This is a genomic window from Nonomuraea deserti (genome assembly GCF_004348685.1).
Taxonomy (GTDB): Bacteria; Actinomycetota; Actinomycetes; order Streptosporangiales; family Streptosporangiaceae; genus Nonomuraea; species Nonomuraea deserti.
This window is the reverse complement of the sequence record NZ_SMKO01000143.1, coordinates 1-26521: the sequence shown is the minus strand read 5'-3', so window position 1 is coordinate 26521 and position 26521 is coordinate 1. Positions and strand designations below refer to the sequence as shown.

22 protein-coding genes are annotated in these 26521 nt (G+C 71.0%); 7 read left to right on the top strand and 15 right to left on the bottom strand.

Going from position 1 to position 26521, the window contains the following annotated elements; genetic code table 11:
- Positions 1 to 3153: AfsR/SARP family transcriptional regulator (locus tag E1292_RS35925; RefSeq protein ID WP_342775737.1), on the top strand; the 3153-nt coding region annotated here is incomplete at its 5' end.
- A 4-nt stretch (positions 3154 to 3157) separates the two neighbouring features.
- Here the strand turns inward: E1292_RS35925 and E1292_RS35920 are convergent.
- The 4 genes from E1292_RS35920 to E1292_RS35905 all read right to left on the bottom strand — a co-directional run bounded on the left by E1292_RS35920 (position 3158) and on the right by E1292_RS35905 (position 8314).
- Positions 3158 to 5419 carry a S9 family peptidase gene (locus E1292_RS35920; protein WP_132601748.1) on the bottom strand — a complete coding sequence of 754 codons (2262 nt, stop codon included), beginning with the start codon at positions 5417 to 5419 and terminating at the stop codon, positions 3158 to 3160.
- Entirely contained in the window at positions 5406 to 6911 is a 1506-nt protein-coding gene (locus tag E1292_RS35915; RefSeq protein WP_132601746.1) for an MFS transporter, read from the bottom strand. Before E1292_RS35915 ends, E1292_RS35920 begins: the two co-directional genes overlap by 14 nt.
- Before the next feature lie 455 nt (positions 6912 to 7366).
- A complete protein-coding gene (locus E1292_RS53015; RefSeq protein WP_220447223.1) occupies positions 7367 to 7735 on the bottom strand; it encodes a hypothetical protein in 369 nt (122 codons plus the stop codon).
- A 156-nt stretch (positions 7736 to 7891) separates the two neighbouring features.
- Positions 7892 to 8314 carry a MarR family winged helix-turn-helix transcriptional regulator gene (locus E1292_RS35905; RefSeq protein ID WP_132601744.1) on the bottom strand — a complete coding sequence of 141 codons (423 nt, stop codon included), beginning with the start codon at positions 8312 to 8314 and terminating at the stop codon, positions 7892 to 7894.
- Positions 8315 to 8400: 86 nt separating this feature from the next.
- On the opposite strand from E1292_RS35905, the gene E1292_RS35900 reads away from it, so the two are divergent.
- Entirely contained in the window at positions 8401 to 9399 is a 999-nt protein-coding gene (locus E1292_RS35900; RefSeq protein ID WP_246090563.1) for a quinone oxidoreductase family protein, read from the top strand.
- A 176-nt stretch (positions 9400 to 9575) separates the two neighbouring features.
- On the opposite strand, the gene E1292_RS35895 is transcribed toward E1292_RS35900, so the two are convergent.
- From E1292_RS35895 to E1292_RS35875, 6 genes are read right to left on the bottom strand one after another with little or no spacing between them, the layout of a single operon-like run.
- Positions 9576 to 10394 (bottom strand): cytochrome c biogenesis CcdA family protein, encoded by an 819-nt coding sequence (locus tag E1292_RS35895; RefSeq protein WP_132601742.1) that lies wholly within the window; start codon positions 10392 to 10394, stop codon positions 9576 to 9578.
- Complete coding sequence (locus tag E1292_RS35890) at positions 10387 to 11148, bottom strand: DsbA family protein (protein ID WP_246090562.1); 762 nt, start codon at positions 11146 to 11148, stop codon at positions 10387 to 10389. Before E1292_RS35890 ends, E1292_RS35895 begins: the two co-directional genes overlap by 8 nt.
- 48 nt (positions 11149 to 11196) lie before the next feature.
- Positions 11197 to 11364 (bottom strand): hypothetical protein, encoded by a 168-nt coding sequence (locus tag E1292_RS54325; protein WP_246090565.1) that lies wholly within the window; start codon positions 11362 to 11364, stop codon positions 11197 to 11199.
- Positions 11361 to 11618: a helix-turn-helix domain-containing protein gene (locus E1292_RS56190; RefSeq protein WP_439331929.1), complete on the bottom strand. Its 258-nt coding sequence runs from the start codon at positions 11616 to 11618 to the stop codon at positions 11361 to 11363. Before E1292_RS56190 ends, E1292_RS54325 begins: the two co-directional genes overlap by 4 nt.
- Positions 11619 to 11657: 39 nt before the next feature.
- Positions 11658 to 13121 carry an APC family permease gene (locus E1292_RS35880; protein WP_132601738.1) on the bottom strand — a complete coding sequence of 488 codons (1464 nt, stop codon included), beginning with the start codon at positions 13119 to 13121 and terminating at the stop codon, positions 11658 to 11660.
- A gap of 39 nt (positions 13122 to 13160) precedes the next feature.
- Positions 13161 to 13802 carry a TetR/AcrR family transcriptional regulator gene (locus E1292_RS35875; RefSeq protein ID WP_132601736.1) on the bottom strand — a complete coding sequence of 214 codons (642 nt, stop codon included), beginning with the start codon at positions 13800 to 13802 and terminating at the stop codon, positions 13161 to 13163.
- A gap of 376 nt (positions 13803 to 14178) precedes the next feature.
- Here E1292_RS35875 and E1292_RS35870 point away from each other — a divergent pair, with 376 nt between their 5' ends.
- The gene (locus tag E1292_RS35870) at positions 14179 to 14988 is read left to right on the top strand and encodes a sensor histidine kinase (protein ID WP_132601734.1); all 810 of its coding nucleotides are present in this window, start codon (positions 14179 to 14181) and stop codon (positions 14986 to 14988) included.
- Positions 14989 to 15059: 71 nt separating this feature from the next.
- Here E1292_RS35870 and E1292_RS35865 read toward each other — a convergent pair whose 3' ends face one another.
- From E1292_RS35865 to E1292_RS35855, 3 genes are all read right to left on the bottom strand, one after another.
- Positions 15060 to 16295, bottom strand: a complete 1236-nt coding sequence (locus E1292_RS35865) for an epoxide hydrolase family protein (protein WP_132601732.1) — start codon at positions 16293 to 16295, stop codon at positions 15060 to 15062.
- Positions 16296 to 16658: 363 nt separating this feature from the next.
- On the bottom strand, positions 16659 to 17774 hold the full coding sequence (locus E1292_RS35860) for a sensor histidine kinase (RefSeq protein WP_132601730.1): 1116 nt from the start codon (positions 17772 to 17774) through the stop codon (positions 16659 to 16661).
- Positions 17771 to 18433 carry a response regulator transcription factor gene (locus E1292_RS35855; RefSeq protein WP_132601728.1) on the bottom strand — a complete coding sequence of 221 codons (663 nt, stop codon included), beginning with the start codon at positions 18431 to 18433 and terminating at the stop codon, positions 17771 to 17773. The genes E1292_RS35860 and E1292_RS35855 overlap by 4 nt, the downstream gene beginning before the upstream one ends.
- 151 nt (positions 18434 to 18584) lie before the next feature.
- On the opposite strand from E1292_RS35855, the gene E1292_RS35850 reads away from it, so the two are divergent.
- Together E1292_RS35850 and E1292_RS35845 are read left to right on the top strand one after the other, a co-directional pair.
- Positions 18585 to 20108, top strand: coding sequence for a DUF1349 domain-containing protein (locus E1292_RS35850; protein ID WP_132601726.1), 1524 nt, complete (start codon positions 18585 to 18587; stop codon positions 20106 to 20108).
- A gap of 203 nt (positions 20109 to 20311) precedes the next feature.
- A complete protein-coding gene (locus tag E1292_RS35845) occupies positions 20312 to 21199 on the top strand; it encodes a M23 family metallopeptidase (RefSeq protein WP_165974917.1) in 888 nt (295 codons plus the stop codon).
- A gap of 126 nt (positions 21200 to 21325) precedes the next feature.
- Here the strand turns inward: E1292_RS35845 and E1292_RS35840 are convergent, their stop codons facing one another.
- A complete protein-coding gene (locus E1292_RS35840; RefSeq protein ID WP_132601722.1) occupies positions 21326 to 22207 on the bottom strand; it encodes a hypothetical protein in 882 nt (293 codons plus the stop codon).
- 47 nt (positions 22208 to 22254) lie between these two features.
- Here E1292_RS35840 and E1292_RS35835 point away from each other — a divergent pair, with 47 nt between their 5' ends.
- Together E1292_RS35835 and E1292_RS35830 are read left to right on the top strand one after the other, a co-directional pair.
- Positions 22255 to 22755 carry a SigE family RNA polymerase sigma factor gene (locus E1292_RS35835; protein WP_132601719.1) on the top strand — a complete coding sequence of 167 codons (501 nt, stop codon included), beginning with the start codon at positions 22255 to 22257 and terminating at the stop codon, positions 22753 to 22755.
- Positions 22752 to 24062, top strand: a complete 1311-nt coding sequence (locus E1292_RS35830; protein WP_132601716.1) for a TolB family protein — start codon at positions 22752 to 22754, stop codon at positions 24060 to 24062. The genes E1292_RS35835 and E1292_RS35830 overlap by 4 nt, the downstream gene beginning before the upstream one ends.
- A 168-nt stretch (positions 24063 to 24230) precedes the next feature.
- Here E1292_RS35830 and E1292_RS51670 read toward each other — a convergent pair.
- Positions 24231 to 26521 (bottom strand): ATP-binding protein (locus E1292_RS51670; protein WP_165974916.1); only part of this gene is annotated, 2291 nt, incomplete at its 5' end.

Genomic DNA, 26521 nt, shown 5'->3' with positions numbered 1-26521 from the left:
GCTATCGGCTCGTGGTCGGCGCGCAGGACGTGGACGCGCACAGGTTCGAGGGTCCGGGTCTTCACCGACGAGGGGACACCGGTCGAGGTCGGGGGTCCTCGTGTGCGCATGGTGCTGGCCCGGCTCGCCCTGCAGCCGGGACAAGTGGTGCCCGCCGAGACGTTGATCGACGGGCTGTGGGGTGCCGACCCGCCGGGGGACGCCGCCAACGCGTTGCAGGCGCTGGTGTCCCGGCTGCGCAAGGCCCTGCGCGGGGTCGGGGCCGTGGAGTCGCGGGCGGGCGGCTATCGGCTCGTGGTCGGCGCGCAGGACGTGGACGCGCACAGGTTCGAGGGTCTGGCGGCGCGGGGCAGGAGGGAGCTGGCCGCCGAGCGGCCGCAGGCGGCGTCCGTCACGCTGGGCGAGGCCCTCGGGTTGTGGAGGGGGGCCGCGCTGGCCGACCTGAGCGATGTGCCGTTCGCCGGCGCCGCCGCCGCGCGGCTGGAGGAGTTGTGGGTGGCGGCGGCCGAGGACCGGTTCGACGCGGAGGTGCGGCTGGGCAGGCACGACGAGGTGCTGGCCGATCTGGAGGCGGCCGGCAGGCGGCACCCCTTGCGGGAACGGCTGGCCGTTGTGCGCATGCGCGCGCTCTGTGCGGCCGGACGGCAGTCCGACGCCCTGACGGTGTACGAAGGGACGCGCGCCGAGCTGGCCGAGCAACTCGGCGTCGATCCCTCCAGGGACCTGCGCGAGACGCATCTGGCGGTGCTCCGCGGCGAGCTGGACGGTCCGCCGGGACCCGCGCAACCTCGATTGCCTCGGTGGCTGACCAGCTTCGTCGGCAGGCAGGAGGAGCTCCAGCTGATCCTGGAACTGGTGGAGACCTCCCGGCTGGTCACCGTCGTCGGCCCGGGCGGAGTCGGCAAGACCCGGCTGGCCGCGCAGGCGTTGGCCCGGCACCGAACCTGCCGCAGCGGACGGGTGTGGTTCGTCCCCCTGGCGGGAGCGGACACCTCCGCCGGGTTGCTCGACGCCGTGCTCGGCGCGCTGAGCACCTCCGGCCCGCGGCCGGCGCAACGGCGGCGGACCACCCCGCCGAAGCCCCTTGACGCGGTGGTCGACCTGCTCGCGGGTGGGGAGGCGGTGCTGGTGCTCGACAATTGCGAGCGCCTGGTGGCGGACGTCGCGGAGCTGGCCCACCAGTTGCTCGACCGGCTGCCCTGTCTGACCATCGTCGCCACGAGCAGGGAGTCGCTGGGGATCGCCGGTGAGGCGCTGTGTCAGCTAGAGCCTTTGGAGGTTCCCGCCACGCCGGAGGAGGCTGCCGGGGCGGCGTCGGTGCGGCTGTTCCTGGACAGGGCCGCCGACGTGCGGCCCGGGTTCGTGCTGGACGCGGTGACGGCCGGTCCCGTGGTGGAGGTCTGCAGGCGGCTGGACGGGCTGCCGCTGGCGCTGGAGCTGGCCGCCGCCCGGCTGCGATCCATGAGCGTGGCCCAGATCGCGCGGCGTCTGGATGACCGGTTCCGGCTGCTCGCCTCGGGCAACAGGACGGGGCCCGCCCACCAGCGCACGCTGCGCGCGGTCGTCGAGTGGAGCTGGGAACTCCTGACGGAGGGCGAGCGGATGCTGGCTCGGCGGCTGTCGGTGTTTCCCGGCGGGGCGGGGGAGGATGCCGTGCAGGCGGTGTGCCCCGGTGGTGACAGTGCTTACGCGCTGGACGCGCTGGTCGAGAAGTCCGTCGTGGAGGCGAGTGGTGAGGGCCGTCGCAGGTATCGGATGCTGGAGACGATGCGAGCGTACGCGGCGGAGGAGCTGCTCCGATCCGGTGACCGGGAAACGGTCGTGGCCCGTTTCGTGCAGCACTTCCGGCAGCTGGCCGAAGAGCACGAGCCGCTGCTGCGCTCGCGTGAGCAGGTGCGCTCGATGGCGATTCTCGATGCCGAGTACGACAACGTGGTGCTCGCGCTGCGGATGGCCGTCGAAGCCGGGGACGCGGATTCGGCGTCGCGGTTCCTGCCCGCGCTCACCTGGTACTGGAACATGGCGCGGTTCGACGCCAGGTCCGAGTCGCTGCTGCAGGAAGTGCTCGGCTTGGGCGACGCGCTGCCCGCCGCCGTGCGGGCGGCCTTCACCGCGGTGCGCGAGCTGGCCAACAACGGCGGGTTCCTGCCCGATCGTGACTCGGCCCGCGCGCTGATCGAGGACTGTGTCCGCTCCGGGGCGATGGAACGTTATCCGATCCTGGTGCCGGTGGTGTTGCCGGCGGCGTTCTTCCTGCGCCTTGACGATCTGGCGGAACGCGAGTTGCGCCGGGCGCGCGATCACCGGGATCCGTGGGCGCGGGCGTGCGCGTCCTGGGTGGAGGCGTACGTGCGTACCGACCGTGGCGACTGGCGGGACGGCGCCGCGGCGCTGGCGCAGGCCCTGGGGCGCTATGAGGAGGTGGGCGAGCGCCATGGGCTGGCGATGGCTCTGATCGGCTCGGCTCACGCTCACTCGGTGCAGGGGGAGCACGAGCGGGCGCTGAACGCCGCTGAACGGAGCGTCGCACTGGTCGCGGAGCTGGGTTCGCAGGAGGAGGTCGGGCATCGGGCCTGGCTGGCCACCGCGCGGATGCGGGCCCGCGACCCGGACGGCGCCTGGCGGGACGTCGCGGCGGCCCGCCGCGCGGTCAGCGGCCGGGTTCAGCGGCATTGCGAGCTCGAGCTGGAGTGCTGCGTCGCCGAGTTGCACCGGCGTGGCGGCGCCTGGGAGCAGTCGGAGCAGGCGCTCGGCCGGCTCGAGGCGCTGGCAGGGGAGCTGTCGGTGCCCAAGGAGACGATCGAGGTGCTGGTCGCGCCGGCGCGGGTGGCGAATCTGCTGGCCGCGGGAGCGGTGGCCGAGGCGCGGCGCGTGTTCCCCAGCGCGGTCAGAGCCTCGGTCGCCGCGCGCAACGCCGCCGCGGCGGCGGAGCTGCTGGCCCGGTTGCTGCTCGGAGAGGGCGATCCGGCCGGCGCGGCGACCGCCCTCGGGATGAGCCAGGCGATCCGGGGGGTGTTCGACCGGGGCGATCCGGAGTTGAGCGACCTTGTCGCCGCTCTGGTCGAACGGCTCGGCGCCCCGGGGTACGCGCGGGCGTACCGCCGGGGCGCGCAGCTGCCCAGGGATCAGGCGCTCGACCGGCTGGCGGGGTGAGAGGTCAGAACCAGGCCGCGAGGAAGTCGGCGTCGAAGACGAGCGGGGTGAGGCGGTGCTCCGGTGGCTCGGCGCCCCACAGGTGCCGTACCAGGAAGTCCCACCTGCGCCGGTACAGGTGGTGCTCGTAGCCGAGGAAGAGGTGCTCCGCGCCGGGGACGATGAGCATCTCGACGTCCTTGTCCAGGGAGATGAGCCGCTCGGCCAGGCGCATCGTGTGGTCGGGCAGGACGTTGGGGTCCATGCCGCCGTGAATCAGCAGAAGCTTGCCCGCCAGCCGGTCGGCCCTGGCCACGTTGGACACCCGATCGTAGTCGGCCTCGCCGGGCATGCCGTGGTACAGCTCGGCGTGCCCGGCGTGCACGTGCCGCAGCTCGTGTGTCCCGCAACTGGAGATCCCGGCCTTGTACAGGTCGGGATGGTCGAGCATGGCGCGCACGGCCTGGTGCCCGCCGGCGGAGATGCCGACGACGCCCACCCGGTCGAGGTCCATCCAGGGCCGCGTCCGCGCCAGTTGCCGCAGCGCGGTGGCCTGGTCGAAGGCGTCGCCCAGGTTGCCGAGGGAGGCGTCGGAGAAGGCCCTGTCGCGTCCCGGTGAGCCCCGCCCGTCGACGGCGACCACGACGAAGCCGAGCGCGGCCATCGCCTCGGCCTCGTGGCCGAGGATGCCGGGGTCGAAGGTGGGGTGCACGCGATTGGTCTGCGGGCCCGGATATGGCGTGTCGACGACCGGGTAACGCCCGGCGGGGTCGAAGCGGTGCGGCCGATACAGCACACCGTAGAGGTCGGTGACGCCGTCGGCGGCCTTGACGCGGAAGCGCTCCGGCGGCGTCCACCCGGTCGCGATCAGGCGCGTGATGTCCGCACGTTCCAGCTCGACGAGCACTCGTCCGTCCCAGCCGCGCACAGTGGTCACGGGCGGGGTGGCGGTGGTCGAGGCCGAGTCGACGAAGTACGCCCCGTTGGGCGCGACCGTCACGTCGTGGTCGAGATCGTCTCCGGTGAGCCGGGCGAAGCCGTTCCCGTCCAGCCCGATCCGGCACACCGTACGGCGATACGGGTCGTCCGGGATGAGGCCGGCGGCGGTGAAGTACACCACCCGGTCCGTCTCGTCGACGTGCAGGATCTCCCGGACCGCCCACTCGCCGGAGGTCACCCGCCCGAGCGGCGCGCCGGTGCCGGCCTCGTACAGGTACAGGTGTCCCCAGCCGTCACGCTGGGAGTACCAGAGCACCTCGGTCCCGCCGCCGATCAGCTCGACCATCGGCACCTGTCCCTCCGCCCACTGGTTGGGCTCCACGCGGGTGGCGCCGGTCTCGGTCAGCAACGTCGTCACGTGACCGGTGACCGGGTCGAGACGGTGCAGCGACAGGCTGCGTCCGTCGCGCGGCCGGCTCAGGTAGTACACCGCGCCGCCGTCGGCCGCCCACCACGCCCAGCGCGTCATCACCGGCGAGACCACGGACATGGGCAGCGGTTCGGCCGAGGCGCGCACCACGGCGCCGGTGGTGATGTCGAGCACGACCAGCTCGGCCAGCGGCACCCGCTCATCACCCGGATGGGCGTAGCGCTGCGTGTGCAGAAGGGGCGGGCCGCCGTCCGCGGGCAGGGCTTCGATCCGGTGATTACGGCGCACGCCCCGCTGGTCGGTGCGATGGGTCAGCACGCGTGTCCCGTCCGGCGACCAGGTCGCCGCCGGGGGCATGGTCGGGAATCCGAGCTTGCGTACCAGGACGGAGTTCTGCCACCAGTCCGGCGCGGTGGCGTACTCGTGGTCCGGGCGCCCGTCGGAGGTCAGCGCCCATTCCTTGCCGTCGGCCAGCCGGCGTACCCACAGGTCGTGGTCGCGGCGGAAGACCGCGTGCCGCTGATCAGGCGAGGCGGTCTCGACGAAGGCGGCAGCCGGGCGCGGCTCGCATCCTTCCAGCACGTACGTGTCGAGAGCACAGCGCCAGTACCCGTCGAACGCGCCGAACTCGACAGCCCGGCCACTCATCTGGATGGCCGCGAACGGCAGCGCCGCCGCGTCCACGTCCTGCCCGGACGCCGTCGCCAGCGCCGCGGCCAGCTGCTCATGGTCGAAGGCCGGCGCGCGGGCACCTGCGGCCGGGTCGACGAGGACGAACCGCGTGCCCGAGCGGTACCAGAAGCGGGCGTCGCCGTCGATCCACACCGGCCTGACCCGGCCACCGGGCACCAGCGCGGAGCGGTGGTGCGGCAGGAGTTTCTCGGCGCTCTGATAGGCCGTCGCATCAAGGTGTCGCATCTGCAAGGCTCTCCTTCTTCCGTCGATCACGGGCGTGTGCGGGAGTACGGCGGCGCAGGACGGCGAGGGCCAGCACGGCTCCGGCCACCGACAGCAGGGCGGCGGCGGCGCTCACCAGCGACATGGACGACAGGAACGCCTCACGCGCCGCCTGCGCCAGGTCGCCCGACCCGGTCTCGGCCGCCGTACCGAGCGCTTCCGCCAGCGACGTCCTGGCCGCCTGCGGCACACCTGGGGGCAGAGCAGCGGAATAGCCGGCGGACAGCAGGCTGCCCAGCGCGGCCACACCCAGCGCCATGCCTCCCTGCTGGATGGTGTCGCTCACCGCCGAACCCACCCCGGCGTGCCGCGGCGGGATGGCGCCCATGAGCGTGGCGAAGACACTGGGCGTGGCCAGCCCGGTGCCGATTCCCATGACCACCAGCCCCGCGGCCAGGAGCGGATATCCGTCGCCCGGGCCGATCAGCGCGAAGATGCCCTGCGAGGCGGCGATCACCAGCATTCCCGCCACGATCAGCGCCTTGTTGCTGACGCGCTTGGCCAGTGTGGCGCCGACCAGGTTGAAGACCGCCACGGCCACGGCCAGCGGCGCGAAGGCGAGCGCGGCCGTCATCGCGCCGTATCCGAGGACCAGCTGGAGGAATTGCGTCAGCGCCAGTTGCACCGCCGCCGTGGAGAACACCAGCAGCACCACCGACGCCGCGGCCCCGCTGAAGTCGCGGTCACGGAAGATCGCCGGCGGCAGCATCGGATGGGGCGTACGGGACTGCCACCGTACGAAGACGACGAGGGCGACGACGGCCGCCCCAAGGGCGATCGCGACCGGAGCCGACCAGCCCTCGTGCGGCACGGAGACGATCGCCCACACCAGTGCGCCCATCCCGGCGATGGACAACAGCACGCCCAGCGGGTCGGCCCGTCGTGCCGGCCCCCGCGACTCCGGCACGACGGCGTGGGCGCCGACGATCCCGAGCACGGCGAGAGGCACGTTGACCAGGAAGACCGAGCCCCACCAGAAGTGCTGGAGCAGCAGCCCGCCGAGGGTGGGACCGGCCACGATGCCGATCATGCTGACCATGCCCCAGATCGACATCGCCTTGCGCCGCTCGCTCGCGTCGAAGACGACGATGAGGATGGACATGGTGCTGGGCATGGCCAGGGCCGCGCCTGCCCCCATCAGCGCGCGGCACGCCACGAGCTGCCATGACTGATCGGCGAACGCCGCCAGCAGGGACGCCCCGCCGAGTACGGCCAGCCCGGAGATCAGGAGCCGGCGGCGGCCGTAGCGGTCGGACAGGCTTCCGGCGGTGATCAGCAGCCCGGCGAACACCAGGATGTAGGCGTCGAGGATCCACTGGACGTCGGCCGGGCTCGCCCGCAGCTCGCGCATGAATGCGGGGATGGCCAGCGTGAGGATCATGTTGTCGACGCTGAGCACCAGCAGCGCCAGGCAGAGAACGCCGAGGATCCACCATCGGCGTGGATGAGCCATGAGACTTCTCCTGCATCGTTCGGGGAAGGATCGCCACTGCGATCCGCGTTCTGTGACGCCCCAAACCATGCGTGTCCGCGCTGACAGCGACCTGACAAGCTCGCCCGGAGCCACTGTCAGGCGACATCAGCGTGGACACCCCTGCCATGTGCGGACGCGCTTGACGCTGCGTGCCCCTTCTTGGTGCCGGTATGTCAGGAGACTCGCGGCCCGGCCTCGGTAACCCGCACCGCGTCGGCATATCCCGTCGGCTGCTTGCCCTTGAAGACGACCTCGCAGGTGTACGTGGTCCTCGCGTTCAGCGGCACGAGCACGGCCTCGGGGATGTCGTTGCAGAGGGCATAGTCGATGCTGTCGCGGTAGTTGCCGTAGAGCAGGCGCGCGACGCCGTCGCGGGTGAGGATTCCCCTGCGCGGGACGGCCTCATATTCGACCAGGTTGTCCGAGAGGGCGGACTACTCGCCGATGTTCACGTCCCACACCACCTCAAGCCCTTTGTAGGTGGTCGTGCAAGTGACCCGTGTACCGCTCTTGGACGCCACCTTCTTGGGGCACTGGGCGGTGACCTCGCCCGCGGCCTTCGCCATGTCGAGGGTCTTGCGGCGCAGTTCGTACGCCAGATTCTCGCTCAACGTGGCGTCGTCGGCGGGGGACGGCTCCTCCTTCGGCATCGCGGGCGGTTCGGCCAGCTTCTGCGGAAGCACGGTGGCAGCCGATGCCGGCCGGGCAGCGGCGTCGTCGGAGTCGGGGCCCTCGCCCGCGCACCCCGTGACCAGCAGGCCCACGACGCCGAACATGATTGCCGAAGCGATCTTCATGTGCATTGACATGACTTTACTTGGGGGTGTCACCAGGGAGGTCGGCGCGTCCCCCGGGGTGCCTCCTCGTCCGGCACGTCGCGCCGGCAGCGCGCCACGACCTAGCCCAGCAGCTCGCGCAACCGCCGGCTTGCTCCGTCGCCGCCCAGGCGCCTGTCCTTGTCAGCCCAGTGCTTTGCGCAGCAGCGCAGTCAACTGATCCTGCTCGTCGGGTGAGAGCCGTCCGATCGCCGTACGGGCGAAGGTGAAGGCCGTTGCGAACCGCTGGTTGACCTCGTCTCCTCGGGGAGTTCGTGCGACGAGTCGTGCGCGGCGGTCCCGGGGATTCGGTTCGCGGGTGACGAGGCCGAGCGCTTCGAGACGCACGACGATCTGGGTGATGTTGGAGGCGTCGCAGCCGAGCTCCTCGGCCAGGGCGCCCATGCCGCGTCGCTCGTCGAGTCGTCCGAGCACACATGCCTGCGCCGAGCTGAGCGACACCTCGGCCGCGGCCGCCTCGTAGGCGCGGTCATATACGTCGACCAGGTCGAACAGGACGGCCTCGGCCTCGGACGAGGTGGCCACGGGTCCGTTCGGCAGCGCCATGGCTGCCAGCTTAGAGGAGTTATTTGATTGACTCAAATAGCTGTGGTCCAATGATGCTTGATTCACTCAAGTAACAGGGAGGGCCGATGGACAGCAGAGCCGAGCGCACAGCGGGCGGCGCGATCGTGGTGCCGCAGATGAACGCGGTCGTCCTTGACCGCTTCGGCGGAATCGGCGAACTTTCAGCGCGCCGGATACCGCTCCCGGAGGTCGGCGACGACGACGTCCTCATCCGGGTGGAGTTCGCAGGGGTCGGGTCCTGGGACGCGGTCGAGCGGGAGGGGGACTACGACGGCGCTTTCGGCGTCCCCTCGACCTTCCCCTATGTCCTCGGCTGGGACGCGGCGGGCACGGTGGCCGCGGCCGGACGCAACGTCACCCGGTTCGACGTGGGCGAGCGTGTCTACGCTGCGACGATGCCGGTGCCGCGTGGCGGCTTCTACGCCGAGTACGGCGTCGTCGAGGCGGAGTACGTGGCGCGCGTGCCCGACCGGATGCCGACCGAGCAGGCCGGCGCGATGGCCTGGGATGCCCTGACCGCACTGAGCGGCCTCGATCTGCTCGGCCTGCGGCCGGACCAGACGCTCATGGTCTTCGGGGCCAGCGGGGGGATCGGCCACCTGGCCGTGCAGCTGGCGCGGCACAACGGCATCCGGGTGTTGGCCGTGGCCTCGGGTGACGACGGTGTCGCCCTGGCCCGGCGGTTGGGCGCCGACCACGCCATCGACGGCCGCAAAGACGATGTCTTGGCCGCGGCGTACGAGTTCGCACCGGGCGGGCTCGATGCGGCTCTGGTCACCGTGGGAGGCGAGATAGCCGAACGGTCCCTTCGCGCGATCAAGAACTCGGGACGGATCGCCTGGCCGAACGGCGTCCTGCCCGTGCCCGCAACGTCGCCGGGCGCGCCGGTGTCCTCCTACGACGGGGATCGGAGCCGTACCGCCACCGATCGGCTGAACGCGATCATCAAGGCGAGTTTCTTCGAGGTCCACGTCGCCCGGACCTTCCCGATGGAGCGAGTCGAGGACGCGCATCGCGCCCTGAACGATCACTATGTCGGGAAACTGGCCCTCAAGGTCGGATAGGAAGCACGCCGTGCGCTTTCTCGTGCCCGGTCCCGGCCGTCTGACGGCCCCTGTCGTCGCGGCGGGCCTGGGCGACCACGCGCTGTTCGGCGGACGTGACCAGGTCGAACGCGAGATCAGCGAGGGAACGGGTGGGTCGGATGGCCGGCCGCCCGCAGGCGACGGCTGCCGGGCGATCACTTCCTGGCTTTCGCCAGCCGCCAGGCGGTGGCCACGACGAGAGCGACTGCGGCGGCCGCGAGCAGCGGCAGGTCGGGCAGCCGGCCTTGGACCGCGGCCGCGAACTCCTGCAGGCGCTGCTGCCAGCCTTCCGGGATGGGCAGGGTCAGGCCGCGGGTGCCGTCGAAAGCGAGGAAGACGACGCCGAGGGCGACGAAGGTCAGCCCGGACAGCAGCGTGGTGGTGTGCAGCCGCAGCCTGCCCAGGCGGATCCCCCGGCCGCGCAGCCAGGAGCGGTGAGCCAGGTCGTAGCGCTGCCACAGGCTGGCCAGGAGCAGGAGCGGCGCCGCCATCCCGGCGGCGTGGACGGCCAGCAGCACGGCCCCGCGCAGCGCGTCGCCGGAGGAGGCGGCGACGGTGAGCACGGCGCCGAGGATGGGGCCCGCGCAGAATCCGGCCAGCCCGGAGGTGGCGCCGAGGACCAGCACCGCCCACGGCGAGTCCCCGCGGACGCGTCCGCGCAGGCGCTCCAGCGGTCCGATCGTCCAGCCCTGGCCGAGCACTTGCAGCACCCCGAGGACGATCAGCACCACCCCGGCCACGGTGATCACCAGGTCCTGGTGACCGTAGAGCAGCCGGCTGGCCAGGGCCGATCCCATGCCGAGCGGCACCAGGACGGCGCACAGTCCCAGGTAGAACAGCAGCGTGCGGCCGGTCAGCGCGCCGCGGCCGGGGAAGGCGTAGGCGAAGAACGCCGGAAGAAGCACCGCGCCGCACGGGCTGACCAGGGCGAACAGCCCGCCCAGGAAAGCCGCGGCGTATCCGACCTCACCCATGGCGGGCCTTCTCGATCGCCTCGACGAACTTCGACAGCGGTTGCGCGCCGAAGAAGAGCTCTCCATTGATCAGGAAGGCGGGCGTGCCGGGCAGGCCGAGCTGGGTGGCGAAGGCGAAGTCCTGCTCCACCGCCCGCCGTAGCTCCGGGTCGCGCCGGTCTGCCTCGAAGCGGGCCATGTCCAGGCCGACCTGGGCGGCGACCGCGCGCAGCCGATCATCGGTGAGGCGGGCGGACTGCTCGGCGTACAGGGCGTCGTGGAAGCGCCAGAACGCGTCCTGCCGGTCGGCGGCGCGGGCCGCGATGGCCGCTCGCTCGGACTCTCGGCCCTTGGCGGGGAAGTCGCGCCAGAACAGGCGCACGATCCCGGTGTCGACGTAACGGCGGCGCAGCACGGGTTCGATGCGGCGCGCGAACGTGCCGCACTCGGGGCACTTGAAGTCGCCGAACTCGACGATGGTGACCGGTGCCGACGCCGAGCCCCGCGCCAAGCTCTCGTCGATCGGCGGGACGGCCGGCCCCTCCCACGTCGGTATGGGACTCGCCGTGGACGGACGGGGAGACGCCCGCGGTGTGACGGTGTCGGCCCCGGACGACTCGATGGCGGGCACGGCACGGTCACTGCGGCGGGCGTCGGTACCGCTGTCCAGGGCCGCGACGGCCAGGACGGCGAGCACCACCATGCCGGCCGCGGCGATGATCAGAATGCGGCTCCGCGAGCCGCGGCGCGTTCCGCCGGGACTGTTGTCTTTCACCTGTCCCATCCTTCACCCCGTGAGCGGGTGAGCCCGCGTTGCCGGTGGTCAGGCAGTGTCGCTGGTCAGCTGGACGGTGCGGCGCTGCAGGTTGGCGGCGAACTCCTCGGCCCGGCTCAGCTGCGTGCGCAACGCTTCACAGCGCTCGCGGGTGGCCTGCTCGATGTGACCGAGCCGGGCCGGCATCTGCTCGCGCTCGGCCGCCTCCAGGGTCACCGCCCCGCCGGTGTCGAGCCGGTCGGTGTAGAGGCGGAAGCCGCCCTGGCCGAGGGCCGCACCAGGCCCACCTCGTCGTAGTGCCGGATGGTCCGCAGCGACAACCCGGTACGCGCCGCCACCTGACCGATGTGCAGGTGATCTCCACCACTGCCCGGCGGAGCCATGCCTTCGCCTTCGGTGACGGAGAGCGCCGATCCGTCCATCTTCCGCACGACCTCACTGCTCAGCCGGTAGGGCGGTGCGGCGGCCACACCCTGACGGAGCAGCAGCGTCGCGACCGGCGGTCTGTGTCAGCGTGTGTCTCCCGGCCCGGGATCGCGGACGAACCGCGGCGAGACGAATCCGGCCACAACAGCCCCGACGGCGCCGAGCGCCAACATGACAAGTGTGAGTACGAACGGCGCGCCGAGGCCGAACCAGATGGTCCCTCCGCTGGAGGCGGCCGGGGCGGCGAGATCCGTGGCGTTCTTCACCGCTACCCACCCCAGCGCAACCGAGCCCAGCAGCGGTATCACGACCTTTGACAACGCGGGCCCGACGCCGTCTCGCAGAGCGCTGCGGAAATAGTACGCACCGGCGAGGCCGGTCAGCCCGTAGTAGCCGGCGACCAGCGGGCCCACCGAGGTGATCGTGTCGACGAGCAGGGTGTCGCTGACGATGGTCATGACGAGGTAGAAGGCCAGGCTGACCAGGGTGAACACCACCGTGGCCACGGAAGGGGTCCGGTACCGGTGGTGCACCGTGGCCAATGCGGCCGGCAACGCACCGCGGCGGGCCATCGACAGCATCACCCGGGCGCCGCCGATGGGCAGGAACAGGCCACCGGCGATGCACGAGGTGAGTACGGCAAGCACCAGAAGCCGGTTCAGTTCGTTGCCCAGCACCTCAGGGCCGAGCAAACCGAGCAGGTCGTCGGGATTTGCCGCGATCCGCCCCGGACCGGCCCACGCCAGCACTCCCACTGCGCCGATCAGGTAGAACAGCACCAGCACGATGGTGGTGAGCACGGCGGCACGGCCGGGATTCTCGGCTCTGTGCTCGCTCTCCTCGCTGAGCATCACCGTGGCGTCCCATCCCCAATACAGCAGCGCCGCACCGGCCAGGCCGGCCGCGAGCGCGCTGGCACTCCCGATGCTGATCGGATTGAACCAGTCCAGGGAGGGGGCGAGCCATCCCTGGGGGCGGCTGCTGACGGCTCTCACCATCGCGGCAACGCCGAACCCGATGAGGACGATCACCTCGAAAACCACCATCGATATCTGGACGTGCTCGGAGAGGGTGATGCCGCGGTAGGCGACCAGTCCGAGCAGGAGCATCCACGTGGCCCCGGCGATGGTGACCGCCGACGTCGACGCCGCCAGGTCGTGCGCACCGACCAGCACGAACGTGTACGCACCGAGCAGTTGTGCGTAGTTGGCCACGACCACCGCCAGGGACACGATGACGAGCCAGCCGGCCAGCCAGCCCAGATGGGGACCGAAGGCTCGGGTCGTCCACGCGAAGTTCGCCCCGCAGTCCGGATCCAGCCGGTTGAAGTGCAGGTAGGCGAAGGTGACCGCGGCTATCGGCAGGAAGCCGACCAGGACGATGGCCGGCAGGTGGACACCGACGCTTCCCACCAGCAACCCGAACACCAGCGCGATGCCGGTGCTCGGTGTAGTGGAAGCGACCCCGATGCCTACGCTGGCCCAGAACCCGATCCGGTTGGGTGCCAACGTGGCCGCGTCACCTGACGGGTTCCGGCGTGTGGTCACAGTGCCCTCCGACCCGAGAGGTTGAGGCGGCCGCGCTTCTCAGTCGCTGCGGGAAGCCGACCAGCCGCTACACACCAACCGCAGCGCCGGACGCAGAACTTCCTCGCCGAAATCATCGACGGGATCAGCCAAGTGGTTGATCAGCAGTCCATCCAGCAGCGGCATGAGCACCCGCGCATGACGTTGCGAGTCTTTGACACCGGCGTGGGCCAACTGCTCGGCGAGGAGCGTGACCCACTGCTCGGTCCAGTCGTGCAGAGCTTTGCGGAGCGTGGGATTCCGGCTCGCCTCCTGGAAGAGGGCGTAGTGGGCGACAAGACGACCCCGGTCCTCAACCTCTATGCGGGCGATGTATCCCGCCAGCACGTCGATCAGATCGTCGACTGTGGACACCCGCAACGAGGCGAATCCATGCTCGAGGGCGACGCTTTCGTCGGCGGCGAAGCGGGCGAGCGCCTGGGTGAGGATGTCGTCGCGAGATTTGAACCAGTACGTCGTCGAACCAAGCGGCACGTTGGCTCGTTCGGCCAGGCGGCGGTGGCTCAGGGCATCGACACCTTCCTCTCCGATGATCTTTATCGCCACGGAGATCATGTGCTGGAAACGCTCACCCTTGCTGCGGCGTGCCACCTTGCCCCTACCATGCGTCACACCGGGATCACCCAGGTGTACCAATGCCAAGTACAATAGTACTGTACAATTGTACACTTAACAAGACGTTGCCGCGCTGGCCGCTGTCCACGCAGGGCATGCCTGGCCGCGACGGCCACCAGGTCGGTCGCGAGCCCGCTGCCCGCCGAACAGCCTCGCCGTCACCGCAAGGGGGACCTCCGCGCCCTCAGGGATGTGCACTGCCTGGTCGGCGGCGTGTGTCGCCCTCCTTGATGGGCGTACATATGTACAGTACAATTGTACTTGATGTTTGTGCATCTCAGGCCGTTCGGGCGGTGAAGGCTCACTGATCAGACGGACCTCGTCGACTGGGTGGAAGGGCCGACGACGAGGATCCCGCCGTCCGCTCCGCTCCGCTCCGGTCTGGGAGGGAGGAAACGAGGCGATGAGGGAACATCATCCGCGTGCCGGTGATGACCAGGCTCTCGCACCTGTTTGTGTCAGTACGGCGCACCAGGCGATGATGGACGGGCTCGAGCGGGCACGGCAGTTCGCCGCCTACGCCTCACACGAGATGCGTACGCCGCTGGCCGGTCTGCGGGTGCGGCTGGAAGAGGCCCGGCTGCATCCCGCGCAGACCGATCTGGCCGACCTTCTGGAGCACGCGCTCCGCGATGTCGGACGGTTGGAGGCGATCGTCGGTGACCTGCTCACGCTGACACGGCTACAGGCCGGCACGCTCGGCGAGCGTGAGGAGCTGGATTTGGCCGAACTGGTGCGGGCCGAGATCTCATGTCGGCCCTGCACGGTCGGCATCAACCTGCGCTCCAGAGGCGCCGTGACGGTCTGGGGCGCCCGCAGCGATGTCCACCGGTTGCTGGCCAACGTGCTCGACAACGCCCAGCGACACGCCCGCCACTCGGTCCAGGTGGAGATCCGCCAGGAGGGCGACACCGCGGAACTGACCGTGACCGACGACGGAACCGGCATCCCCGACGCCGACCACGAAGGCATCTTCGCCGCGTTCGTCCGCCTGGACACCACACACCACAACGGCTGGAACGGCACCGGCCTGGGCCTGACCATCGCCCGCGCCGTCGCACAGGCTCACCACGGCACCCTGCACGCCGAACACGCGCCCACCGGCGGCGCCCGCCTCATATTCCGCCTGCCCGCCCATTCGACCCTCACCGATGACCACCCGACACACCACCACATCGCCGCTGGGATGCCGTCGATGACCCAGACACCGTGAGCCGGTCGAGGATGTTCGGGTAGAGAGCCGGCAACGTTCGCCTGGCCCGTCGCCGCAGGCGCCTGGGGAGGTCAGGGCCTGCGCTCGCGAAAGGTTCGGCGCAGGTCGTTCACCCAGGCGTCGGGATTCTCCCAGGGGATGAAGTGGCCGCCGTGGTCGTGGGCGTTGACGTTGACGTGGTTGAACCACTCGCCCTGCGGGCCGGTCCTGAACGCCTGGACCCGCTCGGCGGCGGTGTGGATGCCGGGCGGGTTCTCGTAGGTGACGAAGGTGAGGCCGACCGGGGCCTGCACGACCGGGGTGCGGTCGTGGGCGGGAGCCCAGGGGTAGCGGTTGGCGTTGGCGTAGTAGCGCATCGACGTGGCGATGGAGTTGTTCGCCCAGTAGATCGTGGCGTGGGTGAGCAGGTCGTCCTTGGTGAAGACGGATTCGACGTCGCCGCCGCTGTCGCTCCAGGCGTTCCAGCGCTCCAGCAGCCAGGCGAGCAGTCCAGCGGGGGAGTCGCTCAGCCCGTGGGCCAGGGTGGCGCCGTCGAGCATGTGCACGGCGAGGTGGCACGCCGAGCGGTGGTCCAGCTCGATGATCCGGGCGCGGATATCGGCGGGCTGGTCGTCGGTGAGGGGCCGATTGCGGGCGAAGTCCCAGGCCCGCGGGCCGTTGAAGAAGTCGAGCGGCAGCCCGGAGCCGATGTGGATGCCGTACAGCTCGTCGGCGTACTTGTGGCCGAGCTGGCTTGAGACGATCCCGCCGATGTCGCAGCCCCCGGCGGCGTACTTCTCGTACCCCAGGGTCTCGGTCATCAGGGTGTGCCAGAGATCGGAGACCTTCCAGAAGTTGACGTCCGGGAAGCCGGTGAGCGGGCCGGGGAAACCGAAACCGGGCAGAGACGGCACGATGACGTCGAAGGCGTCGGCGGGGTCACCGCCGAACGCGGCCGGGTCGGCGAGCGGGTCGATCACCTTCGACCAGTGCCAGAACGTCCACGGCCAGCCGTGGGTGAGGATCAACGGGATCGGACGGGGGCCGCGGCCGGGCTTGCGCATGAAGTGCACCGGGACACCGGCGACGCTCACCTGGTAGTGCTCGTGGACGTTGATGGCGGCCTCGGCCTTGCGCCAGTCGTAGCCGTCCCGCCAGTAGGCGACCAGCTCACGGAGATAGCTGTCGGGTACGCCGTACGACCAGTCCCCGTTCCCCTCGTCCAGCGGCGGACGGGTCGATGTGAGGCGGGCGCGCAGGTCATCGAGGACCTCGTCGGACACGTGGATCGCAACGGGCTTCAGGGGGAAGGCGTGCGGGGTGCTCATCGAGTGGTTCCTTACTGGGTGTGCCGTCGGCCTGTTGGGCGTCGAGCGTGATGACCCGCCAGGATTCTCCGGCCGCCCGGCCCGTCGGCGAACATCGAATGACGACAGGCACGGCGAGCGCCCAACGAACCAGGACAATCCGGTACGAAGGTGCGTCACCAATCCAATCACATCCGATGCCCCCTTCATGAACGACCCGGGCACCTCCAGCCGCTCCACCCACCGGAGCGGCCCTGCGCCGCTGCAGCGCCGCTGCTCAATCCCGTACCAGGACCCTCATGGGCTGGGGTGGCGGGCGGCGAGGGTGATCAGCGCTTCGAGGCGGGTGGCAGGATGCCGCCCTCGCGCGGTCCTCCCCGGACGTCAGGGGTGGCTCGGAAGAGATGCATGCGCGAACTGCACGGTGATGGACAGGCCGCCCTCGGGTCGTGTGCTGGTGGTGAGGGTGGCGTCGTGAGCTTGCGCGACGGCATTGACGATCGCGAGGCCGAGGCCGTAGCCGTCGCGGTGGCCGTGACGATCAGGCGCGAGTCTCTGGAAGGGTTGAAAGAGGCGCTGGATCTGGTCGTCGGGGATGACCGGCCCGCTGTTGGTGACCGTAAGCGCCACCCGCGTGCCAGAGGTCTGGGTGGTGACCTTCACCCACCCGTCCGCGCGGTTGTGGCGGATGGCGTTGTCGATGAGGTTGGCGACGAGGCTCTCCATGAGTCCCGGATCTCCCGCCGTCACTGCGGGCGTCAGGTGTTCGGCGAGGTCGACGCCTTTCTCCGTTGCCTGGTCGCGGCGGGAGGCGAGCACTCCTACGACGATGCGGGCGAGGTCGAGGGTGTCCCGGCGGGCGACGCCGCGTTCGCTGGTGGCCAGGGCGAGCAGCGCTTGGACGAGCCGCTCCTGGTGTCCGCCCAGAGCGAGGGCCTCCTGGCAGGCCGAGCGCAGGCTGTCGGTGTCGGCGCCGGTGTCGGCGAGGGCGACCTCGAGGAGGGTGCGCAGGCCGGCGAGAGGGGTGCGCAGTTCGTGGGAGGCGTTGGCGACGAAGTGGCGTTGGGCGTCGAAGGAGGCCTGCAGGCGGGCGAACAGACCGTCGAGGGTGTGGCCGAGTTCGGTCAGCTCGTCCGCAGGCTCGCCGAGGTCGAGGCGCCGGTGGAGGTTTCCGGCGGAGATGATTCTGGCGGTGGCGGTGATGGCGCGCAGCGGGCGCAGGAACCGGCCGGCGACGAACCAGCCCAGAGCCAGGGCGACGGGAATCAGGAAGACCAGCGCGACGGCGGAGCCGGCGAGGAGCTGGGGCAGGCTGATCCCGGATTCACCCGCAGTGATCGCGCTCGCTGCGGGCCGGCCCTGGGGTACGGCCGCATCGATGCTGGCGAGCGGGACGGCGACGAAGACGAGCACGAAGACCCCGGCGGCGTAGAAACCCGCCGCGTAGGCGAGCGCGAGCCGCGTTTGCAGGGACTTCTTGGCGAGCCGCTGGGAGGTCATGGCGGTCCGATGCGGTAGCCGCCTTCGCGGATGGTCTCGATCACGGGCGGGTCGCCGAGCTTGGCCCGTAACCGGTGCACGGTGTGCTTGACGGCGCTGCTGAAGGGGTCGGCGGCCTCGTCCCAGACGCGTTCGAGCAGCTCCTCCGCGGAGATGACCAGGCCGGGCACGGCGAGCAGGCATTCGAGCAGGGCGAACTCCCTCGGGCTCAGCTCGAGGCGCCGCCCGGCCCGGAACGCGACGCGGCGGGCCGGATCGAGGGCGATGTCCCCAAATGCCAGGGTCGGCGGGAGCGGCGGGACGGCGCGGCGGGCCAGGGCACGGACGCGGGCGACCAGTTCGGCGAAGGCGAAGGGCTTGGGCAGGTAGTCGTCGGCGCCGAGGCTCAGCCCGTCGACACGATCCTCGATCGTGCCGGAGGCGGTGAGCATGAGTACGCGGGTCTGGCAGCGGCCGTGGGCCAGTCGCCGGCAGAGCTCGTCCCCGTGGACGCCGGGCAGGTCGCGGTCGAGAATCACCACGTCGTAGCGGGTGGCAGTCAGGCGGTCGAGGGCGGCGGTTCCGTCAAGGACGACGTCGACGGCCATGCCCTCGCGGCGCAGCCCGGTGCCGATGGCGCGGGCGAGGACCTCGAAGTCCTCGACGACGAGGACTCTCACCGCCCTTCACCGCCGGTCGTCGTGCGGCCGGGGCGGCCGAACCGGCCGCCGGGTCGAGGTGCCATGGGTCAACGATGCCAGATCCCCGGTTCCAGCCAGGTCGCAGCCGCTGCGACCTGGCTGGGACCGGGGGCCGCGTACAACCGTCGGCATGAGTTCATCCACGCCTCACCGATCCGGCCAACGGGCCGGGCGGGACGGCTTCTCCCAGATGCTGCGCGCGGAGTGGGCCAAGTTCCGCTCCGCGCGCGGCTGCGTGCTCGCCATGGCGGCCTCCGTGCTGGTCACCGTGTCGCTCGGCCTGCTGATCGCCGGCGGTGCCCGCAGCGCCTGCGTCACCGGGAAGGGGGAGGGCCCCTGCCCCGCGCCCTTGGTGGGTCCCGACGGTACGGCGGTGAACGACAAGTACTACTTCGTGCACCAGCCGCTCACGGGCAACGGCAGCATCACGGCCCGCGTGTCGGACATGACCGGTCAGATCCGGCTGCCGGACGCCGTACCCGGGGTGCGCAACATCAAGGAGGGGGTGGTGCCATGGGCGAAGGCCGGGCTCCTCGTCAGGCAGAGCCTCGAACAGGGCACACCGTATGCCGCCGTCATGCTCACCGGAGCTCACGGCGTGCGGATGCAGCACAACTACGTCCACGACGTGCCCGGCGGTCCTCACAATGGCCCCCAGTGGCTACGGCTGACCAGGTCGGGCGACACCGTCACCGGCTACGAGTCGGACGACGGCAGGACGTGGACCGAGGTCGGCACGGTCGAGCTGACCGGGCTGCCGGAGACGGTCGAGGTCGGGCTGTTCGCCACGTCACCAGGCGCCCTGTGGGACATGGCGAAAGCCTTCGCCCAGGCCACCGCCACCTTCGACCGGATCAAGCTGCAGGGCGCGAACGGTTCGTGGCGCCGCGACGACGTCGGCGTCGCCATGGAGTCCGACGGCAGGACCCCGCATCACCCGGGCGGGGCCGTCGAGTCCGGCGACAAGCTCGTCGTGACCGGGGGCGGTGATATCGGCCCCGCCACCGTAGAGGGCGGTCTACGCGCCGACCTCATGCTGATCGGCGGGGGACTGGGGCTGATCCCGGTGCTCGTGGCCGCGGTCATGTTCCTCACCGCGGAACGCCGGCGCGGGCCGATCGGGAACGGCCTTCCGGCCGGGCCGCATCCGGCGCGGCTGCTGGCGGCCAAGGCCGCGGTGGTCGGCGCGGTCGCGTTCGCGGGGGGGCTGGTGACCTCGGGGGTCGTGGTCCCTGCCGGCCTGGCGCTGTTGCGGGCCAATCAGAACCCCATCCAGCCGATCACCCTGGGTACCGAGCTGCGGGTGATCGTCGGCTTCGCGGCGCTGACCGCAGCCGCCGCCGTGCTGGCTCTGGGTCTGGCCTCGCTGGTCGAACGGAGCGTCGTCGCCATCGGGCTGGCCATCGTGCTGGTCGTCGTGCCCTACCTGCCGGCGACCGCCGGTCTGGCGCCATGGCTGCTGATGGTCACCCCTGCCGCCGGGTTCGCGATCACCCAGAGCGTCCCCACCTTCGCGCATGTGGACGTGGACCCGTCACTGCTCGGCGGCTATCACCCGCTTCCGCCATGGGCAGGTTTGACCGTGACCTGCGGATATGCGGCCCTCACCCTCGGGGCGGCGATTGCCGTACACCATTGGAAAGCGCCACGTTAGCTTTCGAGCGGGCCAATCACTCGTGCTTTCCGCCCGCTGCCTGTTCTGGCCTGGGCATGCCGCGACATACCGGGCCTATACCGCCAGAGCCTACTTTGAGTAGCGCTCGACTTGCACGATGGAGCTTCCTCCGCGTGTGAAGTCGTGCCCCAACCCCCCGTGAAGGGAACGACATGCTGAAAAGGTGCTTAGCAAGCGCGGCCATGCTCCTGACCGTCGTGGCCGGTGGTGTGGTCGCGACATCCGTTCCCGCCTCAGCAGCCCCGAACTACCAGCTGCCCTTTCCCTGCGGCCAGAAGTGGCGGCTGAACACCTGGGACTCCACGCACGCCCCCGCCCTCGACATGGTTCGCGAACCGCAATCGGAAACCGAAGGCTCGGTGCTGGTCGCCCCGGCCTCCGGCACGGTGAACCAGTCGTACTACCACAGCAACGCCGGCAACACGATCCAGATCAACCATGGTGGCGGCTACTTCACCACCTACATCCACCTGCAGTCGCGTGCCGTGAGCGTGGGCGACAGGGTCACGCAGGGGCAGGTCATCGGGCGCGTCGGGCACACCGGCCCCACCTCGAACGGAACCCCGCACCTGCACTACGAGCAGGGCTATGACGCCAACGGCGACGGCAGCGCCTCCTGGGGCTTCGAGGGCGCTGAGCGCGTCACGGCCGTGTTCGACGGCAAGGCGTACGGCCCCGCTCCCGGCGGCGAGTGGCGCAACGTCGAGAGCCAGAACGGCTGCGAGACCATGGTCGGCAACAGCGTTACGGGTGACTCGTACGCTGACGTGCTTGCCGTCGACGCCAGCGGCAGGATGCTGCTCTACAGCAACAACTTCGTCCGCGATGATGGTCAGCCGTATTCGGGTGGTGAGCCGCGGGAGGTCGGCCATGGCTGGAGTGGTTCGACCAGGATCATTCCGGCGGATGTGACCGGTGACGGGTTCACCGATCTGCTGGCGGTCGATGCGAGCGGCAGGATGCTGCTCTACAGCAACAACTTCGTCCGCGACGATGGCCAGCCGTATACGGGTGGCGACCCACGCGAGGTCGGCCACGGCTGGAGCGGCTACACACGCATCCTGGCCTGACCCCATCCCCGCCTGTGCCGGCCGCCCACACCCAGGCGGCCGGCACAGGCGGGAGCACCCCGGAAAACGCCGTTGACCATGACATCTCCCGCGGCAGCCTGTGCGAGCCCGACTTGACGCCGGCCTTCAACAATGAGGCGCCGCTGCGGCCGGGCCGTTCCGGCGCCGCGTCACGGCGGCCGTGACAGCGAAGGCCAAGGCCACGCAGCCGATCTGTGCGAGGGCGATGGAGGTGGGCACGAAGAGCAGGTCACCCAGGTCGCCGAGAGCTGCCGCAGGCAGGAACAAGTACAGCGCGGCCCGCCGCCCGACGGCCGACCGGCACGTATACCCGGCCGCCGGCGCGACTACGACCAGCCACGGCACGGGTTTCCACGTCACGATGTCGCGGTAGGCGATCACATCCACCCAGCGCACGATGGCCTTGCTGGCGGCCAATCCGGCCACAGCGATCGGCCCCCACGCGAGGAAGGCGTGGGGGATGCGTCTGATCGCGCGGTGCGCCGCGGGAATGCAGGCGATGACGATCACCATGACCTTGGCCAGCAGGACCGGACCGTGGTTCGGGAACAGCAGGGTGTCCAGATCCAGCAGGCGCGGGTGCGCGGCCTGATGCCACACGAACACGCCGGCGCCGAGCGCGGCGATCCACCAGCGGCCGAGCACCACGGCCAGCACTGGCAGGGCTGCGACCACAACGCTGTCTGCCATGAAGGGAGTCCAGGCCGGCCGCTCCAGCATCGCGCCGCCCGCGGTGTACAGCGCCTCGCCCATCTGTAACAGCTCGGTCGCCAGCGCGTCGACCAGCATCAGAAACGGCCACAGCGCCACGGCGACGGCCAGCCCGTCGCGCCACGCGGATGCCGAGACCGGCCCGAAGGCGCGCCGAGCGCGCACGCACAGCGGTGGCGGATACGCAGCAAGACCACGCCGCCCCCGTTCGTCGTCGCTCTGACAGCAGACGAGTGGCGCCAAGAAACGGAAAACGTTCGCCGAGCGATGCAACATCTTCGTCCCTTCGGCCGTCTGGAACGTGACTACCGAAGGGACCACAAGTGGATGACGAACCCGGCTTCGACGACTTCGTGGCAGAGCAGACGGACACGCTGCTCCGCTTCGGATACGTCCTGACCGGAAACCCTCATGACGCCGCCGACCTGGTCCAGGAAGCTCTGGTACGGCTGTGCGGCGCCTGGCCGAGGGTGAGACACAAGGACAGCCCGCACAGCTACGTCCGAACCACGATGGCACGGTTACACATCAGCGTCTGGCGGCGGCGCAGGCGTGAACACCTCACCAGAGAGCCGCCGGAACGGGTTCACCACGAAGTCTTCCCTCCCGACGAGGAACAGGGTCTCTGGGAAGAGCTGGCCGCGCTGCCCCGCAGACAGCGTGCCGTGCTGGTGTTGCGTTACTACGAACAGCTCAGCGACACGGAGATCGCCCAGGTGCTCGGCATCTCTCCCGGAACCGTGCGCAGCCAGGCCTTCCGGGGCCTGGACAAGCTGCGTTCCTCCCTCTCCTCGTCACCGGCGACCCACAGGAGCATGCGATGACCGACCTGGAAGACAAGCTGAGCCGCGTCCTGTCTGGGGCGGCGCATCGTGCGCCGCAGGCGCCGGCCGGGCTGGTCGCGACGGTCAAGACGCGCCTTCGCCGGCGGCGGGCCCGTACCGCTGCCGTGCGCGCGGCCGCGGCCGTGGTCTTGGTGGCAGGCGGGGTGGGCGCGGCGGTGAGCGCCCTGGGCGCGTCGGCCGAGCCGCACCCCGCGGTCAGCGCGACCGGCGAGACCGAGCCGTCGGCAGACAAGGTTCCGCCGCCCATCGAGAAGGTGTGGCCGCAGGCCGTACACAAGATCCCTGCCAAGCTGCCCGACGGCCGCGCGTACTACCCGCAGCTACTCCTCGACGAGCACACGCTGCTGGTCATGACGGGCGTCAGTGACGGAAAGCGTCAGTTCCTGTGGAGCTACGACCTGGGCACCGGCCAACCCAGGCGGATCGCCGAGATCCCCCCGACGAAGGGATCGGCGATCTTCGCCGACGGCGTCGCCGCCGGTGGCGGCAACATCGTGTGGTGGGCGTCCTACAAGGAGGCGGGCAGCCCGCGGGTCGCCCGGATCTGGACGGTGCCGGCCACCGGCGGCCGGCCTCGGCCGGTGACCGACGTCCCCCTCGGAAACGTCATGAAGCAGGGGCACATCAACGGGCTGGCGGTAACGGGCTCGGACGTGGTCTTCGCCTACGAGAAGGGCGGGGTCTACCGGGTGCCACTGAGCGGGGGCTCGCCGCAGCCGGTGAAAGGCGCCGAGCGGCACCACATCCTGCAGTGGCCGTGGGTGGGCGTCCACCGCGGAAAAGCGATCTTCCGCGAGCTGCTCAACGTCGAGACCGGAGAGCGGCGCGACGCCGTGGTCAAGGCCGACGAGGAGGTCAGGTGCGGCGTCGACCGGTGCGCGGGCGTGGCCGTGCGATACAAGACCGTCAAGGTCAAACGCCCCCACGACCGCTCCGGCAAGGAGATGAAGTGCGGCACTCGCCGCTGCCCGGACACGGTGCAGACCCGCACCATCCTGCGTAGGTTCGTCCGCGACCGGGACGGCTCCCAGGAGCGCGAACTGCCGAGCCGCTTCCAGCCGGGCGGCGAGGCCGGCCTGGAGCGCTTCTTCAAGGTCACGTTGTGGAGACCGGGAAACCAGGCCGTCGTGACGCTGTATGACGCCGACACCGGCAGGTCCGCTGATCTCGGCATACGGCCGGATGCGAAAGGAAGCATGGCGATCCCCGACAGCGGCCTCGACCGCCTGGTGACCTACCCGATCAAGAACGAGATGTACGTCCTGGACCTGGCCGCGATCAGGTAGGGGTGCCGCGCTCAACGGCACCCCGCCATCCCCTCAGGTCATGGGCGGATTCGTCGGAGCCTGCTCGAAGGTGCGGCAGGCGTTACGGCCGAGCGTCGACTCGGGCGGGCAGCACCCGGGCGCTCGCGAGATCCTCGCCGGTACGGCCAAGCCACTCAGAGCACGCGGTCAGGACGCGCCGGACAGCGTCGTCCGGGCGAGGTGCGCGGCTTCCTGCGGGGTCAGCTTCGTGCCGCGCAGGAACGCCTCGGCGTGCGCGGCCTCACCCAGGACGGCTCTCGTCGTCGCCGTGATCCGATCCACGTCACCACGTTCGGCGGGTGGCAGCGGCGCGCCCACGCTTCGCCGTGCCGCGTCCGCCGCGCCGAGCAGCAGCGTCGCGCTCTCGGCGCGGCTCGCGTCCCCGGGCAGCGCCGCCGCGCCCGCCAGTCCTTCCAAGGACAGGGCCACTGCTCGCGGCTCCCCGATCGAACGGGCGACCTCCAGCCCGCGCAGCTGGCAGTCGGCGGCGCGCGCCGCGTCCCCGCGCAGCTCGGCAGTGAAGCCCAGCTCGACGAGCAGCAGGTGCTCGCCGGCCGTCGAGGACATGAGCTCGTCGCGGAGCCGAGCCAGGTATGTCTCCGCCGCGTCGAGGTCGCCGGAACGGCGGGCGCCGAGGGCGAGGCCCATGACCGCGTGCACCTCACCGTAGACGTAGCCCTGCTCCGCGGCCAGCCGCAGGGCGCGTTCGTGCAGGTCATGGGCGCGATCCCAGTCATGGGAGAGCAGCGCCAGCCGGCCGAGCCCGGAGTGGCGGGCGGCGACCTCGGCCGACAGCCCCAGTTCCTGGGCGATGCGCAGCCCTTCGGTCTGGCGGCGGGCGGCCTCGGTGTAGTCACCCTTGATCTCGGCGAGCGTGGAGAGCGGTGACACGGTCTGCAACTCGCCCCAGCGGTCCCCGAGCTTACGGAAGAGCGCGGCGCTGCGCAGGCCGTCCCGGGCGACGGCGTCGAGGTCGCCACGGGCCAGCGCGTTCATGGCTCGCAGTCCGAGTACGGCCGCGGTGCCCCATTCATCGTTGGCCAGGAGGTCGTGCGCCTGGGTGTTGACCTCCTCGCCGGCGTCCGGGAGCCCGGCGTGGAAAAGGCCGTACGCGTGCAGCCACAACGCCCGGCCCCGCCGTACCGGGGCGACGATCCCGGAGGGTGGCGACGGCCGCGGGCTGGAGCGGTCGCCGGTCAGCAGCGTGAACGCGCCTTCCAGCACGCGCAGCTCGGCGGCCTCAGGGGCGACGGCGAGCACCGCCGACAGGGTGCGGCGACCCTCGCTCAGCCTGCCGCGCAGCAGCCACCACCAGCACAGGGCGGTGGCCAGCCGGGCGGCCGCATCCGGCAGGACTGCCTCCTGGAGCGCCGCCCGGAAGTTGGCGGCTTCCGCGTCGAGGCGGCCGAGCCACGCCTGCTGCCGCGGACCGCGGAGCTGGGGCTCGGCCTGTTCGGCGAGGTCCAGGTAGTGGCGCAGATGCCGCTCGCGGACCCGGGCGAGTTCCTCCGCCTCGCGCAGGCGCTCCGTGGCGTACGCGGCCACCGATTCGAGCAGCCGGTAGCGCGGCCCCGCCGGGCTGTCGGCCATGACCACCAAGGACCGGTCGACCAGGCGCGTCACCAGGTCGAGCACCTCCTCGCGGGGCACTCCTGCCCCCGCGCACACCGCCTCGGCCGCGTCCAGCGTGCAACCGCCGGCGGGTACGGCCAGGCGGCGCAGCACCACCCGCTCCGGCTCGCTGAGCAGTTCCCAGCTCCAGTCGATCATCGCCCGCAGGGTCCGCTGCCGTGCCGGGGCGCCCCGCTGTCCGGCCGTGAGCACCCGGAACCGGTCCTCGAGCCGCGCCGCCAGCTCCCGCGCGCCCAGGCCCCGCACCCGGGTCGCCGCCAGTTCGAGCGCGAGCGGGATGCCATCGAGGCGGCGGCAGATCTCGGCCACCGCCTCGCGGGTCTCGCCGTCGAGAGCGAAGCCCGGGGCGGACGCGGTGGCCCGCTCGGTGAACAGCCGGATCGCGTCGGCGGGTTGGAGCGGCTCGACCAGGTACACGGTCTCGCCCGCCAGGCCGAGCGGCTCCCGGCTGGTGGCCAGGACGCTCACCCCCGGCGCGGCGCGCAGCAGCAGGTCCGCGAGTTCGGCGGCCGGCTCGATGACCTGCTCGCAGTTGTCGAGCACGAGCAGGATCCGGCGCTCGCGCAGGGCGGCGGCGAGCCGGTCGGCGGGCGCCCGGGGCGTACCGGGGCCCGGCGGACCGGCTGGGACGTCGCTGCTGAGGCCGAGCGTGGCCGCGACCGCCTGCACGAGGTCGGCCACGCCCCCGCGCTGGTCGGCGAGCTCGACCAGCCAAACCCCATCGGGGAACCAACCCTGCGGCGAGCCGGGCGCTCGCGCCGCGATCCGGTTCGCGGCCTCCACCGCGACCCGCGTCTTGCCCACCC

What these genes read in the sequence shown, in the direction of transcription:
- E1292_RS35920 (WP_132601748.1), bottom strand. Translation starts at nt 5,419, where the DNA reads ATGCGACACCTTGATGCGACGGCCTATCAGAGCGCCGAGAAACTCCTG.
- E1292_RS35915 (WP_132601746.1), bottom strand. Translation starts at nt 6,911, where the DNA reads ATGGCTCATCCACGCCGATGGTGGATCCTCGGCGTTCTCTGCCTGGCG.
- E1292_RS53015 (WP_220447223.1), bottom strand. Translation starts at nt 7,735, where the DNA reads ATGCACATGAAGATCGCTTCGGCAATCATGTTCGGCGTCGTGGGCCTG.
- E1292_RS35905 (WP_132601744.1), bottom strand. Translation starts at nt 8,314, where the DNA reads ATGGCGCTGCCGAACGGACCCGTGGCCACCTCGTCCGAGGCCGAGGCC.
- E1292_RS35900 (WP_246090563.1), top strand. Translation starts at nt 8,401, where the DNA reads ATGGACAGCAGAGCCGAGCGCACAGCGGGCGGCGCGATCGTGGTGCCG.
- E1292_RS35895 (WP_132601742.1), bottom strand. Translation starts at nt 10,394, where the DNA reads ATGGGTGAGGTCGGATACGCCGCGGCTTTCCTGGGCGGGCTGTTCGCC.
- E1292_RS35870 (WP_132601734.1), top strand. Translation starts at nt 14,179, where the DNA reads ATGAGGGAACATCATCCGCGTGCCGGTGATGACCAGGCTCTCGCACCT.
- E1292_RS35865 (WP_132601732.1), bottom strand. Translation starts at nt 16,295, where the DNA reads ATGAGCACCCCGCACGCCTTCCCCCTGAAGCCCGTTGCGATCCACGTG.
- E1292_RS35860 (WP_132601730.1), bottom strand. Translation starts at nt 17,774, where the DNA reads ATGACCTCCCAGCGGCTCGCCAAGAAGTCCCTGCAAACGCGGCTCGCG.
- E1292_RS35850 (WP_132601726.1), top strand. Translation starts at nt 18,585, where the DNA reads ATGAGTTCATCCACGCCTCACCGATCCGGCCAACGGGCCGGGCGGGAC.
- E1292_RS35845 (WP_165974917.1), top strand. Translation starts at nt 20,312, where the DNA reads ATGCTCCTGACCGTCGTGGCCGGTGGTGTGGTCGCGACATCCGTTCCC.
- E1292_RS35840 (WP_132601722.1), bottom strand. Translation starts at nt 22,207, where the DNA reads ATGTTGCATCGCTCGGCGAACGTTTTCCGTTTCTTGGCGCCACTCGTC.
- E1292_RS35830 (WP_132601716.1), top strand. Translation starts at nt 22,752, where the DNA reads ATGACCGACCTGGAAGACAAGCTGAGCCGCGTCCTGTCTGGGGCGGCG.